Below are 1,468 nucleotides of genomic sequence, written 5' to 3'. Positions count from 1 at the left end.
CTGTGACAGTTTCGCCATCTCGCGCTTGTTGAGCAGCAGCTTGCGGCGCCGGCGCGGCTCATGGTTGAAGCGGTTGGCCTGCAGATATTCCGGCAGATAGGAATTGATCAGCCAGATCTCGCCGCCTTCGACCGAGGCATAGCTGTCCTGGATGTTGGCCTGGCCCTGGCGCAGCGACTTGACCTCGGTGCCGGTCAGCACCAGACCGGCCTCGACCGTGTCAAGCACCTCATAGGAAAACCGCGCCTTACGGTTTTCCGAAACGGTCTTGTTGTTGGGATCGGCTTTTCTGACCTGGTTCATGATGCTTAGAGTCCGTTTCGAAACTCGCTCCTGCGAGTCAGATGATGGTGTCATCGAGAACCGGAGCGGAGCGTACATATAGTACGTGAGCACCGGAAGCGCAGGTGACGCCTTCAGATGGCCGCAGGAGTAGAGTTTCCAAACGGGCTCGCTAATTAATCAAGCCGGCGTGCTTCATAGCCGCATCGATCTTGTCGGCAGTCGACTGTTCGATCGTCACCAGCGGCGAGCGCAGCACGTTTTCGACCTTGCCTAGCTTCGACAGCGCATATTTGGCGCCGGAAACGCCAGGCTCGATGAAGATCGCCTTGTGCAGCGGCAGCAGGCGATCCTGCAGATCCAGCGCCCTGACGCTGTCGCCGGCAAGCGTTGCCTCCTGGAATTCGGCGCAGAGCCGCGGCGCGACGTTCGACGTCACCGAAATACAGCCGACGCCGCCATGGGCGTTGAAGCCGAGCGCCGAAGCGTCCTCGCCCGAAAGCTGGATGAAATCCTTGCCGCACGTGGCGCGCTGCTCGGAGACCCGTTCGACCTTGCCGGTGGCATCCTTGACGCCGACAATATTCTTGAAGTCGTGCGCGAGCCGGCCCATCGTCTCCGGCATCATGTCGATGACCGAGCGCGGCGGGATATTGTAGATGATGATCGGCAGCTTGGTCGCCTTGGCGACCGCCGCGAAATGCTCGTAAAGACCGCGCTGTGTCGGCCTGTTGTAGTAGGGTGTGACGACGAGGGCGGCATCGGCGCCGGCCTTCTCGGCATACTGCACGAGGCCGACTGCTTCCTCGGTGTTGTTGGAGCCGGCGCCGGCGACGACCGGAACGCGGCCCTTGGCCACCTCGATACACACCTTGACGACCTGGCGGTGCTCGTCATGCGACAGCGTCGGCGACTCGCCGGTGGTGCCGACCGGCACCAGGCCCGTCGTGCCCTCTGAGAGTTGCCATTCGACGAACGCGCGAAAGGCTTTCTCGTCGAAACGCCCGCTCTTTTCGAACGGTGTCACGAGCGCAGTAAGCGAGCCTCTCAGCATATCGTCCAACTCCTTGGGACTTGTTTGTTCATGCATGCCGTTGCCCCAAAACCGGTATTCACTTTGGGGCGACATGCATCGGTGCTTTATCGTGCGCGCCTTCTAGCCGAAAGCGAAGCGGCGCACCATAGT

General features: G+C 61.1%; 2 protein-coding genes. Both read right to left on the bottom strand.

The genetic code is table 11. The features are described from left to right. Positions 1 to 303 (bottom strand): SsrA-binding protein SmpB (gene smpB / locus EN984_RS34395; protein WP_127384347.1); only part of this gene is annotated, 303 nt, incomplete at its 3' end. A gap of 151 nt (positions 304 to 454) precedes the next feature. Then, positions 455 to 1,336 carry a 4-hydroxy-tetrahydrodipicolinate synthase gene (gene dapA / locus EN984_RS34390; protein WP_127267153.1) on the bottom strand — a complete coding sequence of 294 codons (882 nt, stop codon included), beginning with the start codon at positions 1,334 to 1,336 and terminating at the stop codon, positions 455 to 457. Positions 1,337 to 1,468: the final 132 nt, after the last annotated feature.

Origin of the sequence: Mesorhizobium sp. M7A.F.Ca.CA.004.12.1.1 (assembly GCF_003997835.1) — a bacterium.
Classification (GTDB): domain Bacteria; phylum Pseudomonadota; class Alphaproteobacteria; order Rhizobiales; family Rhizobiaceae; genus Mesorhizobium.
This window is presented reverse-complemented; position numbering and strand designations above follow the sequence as displayed.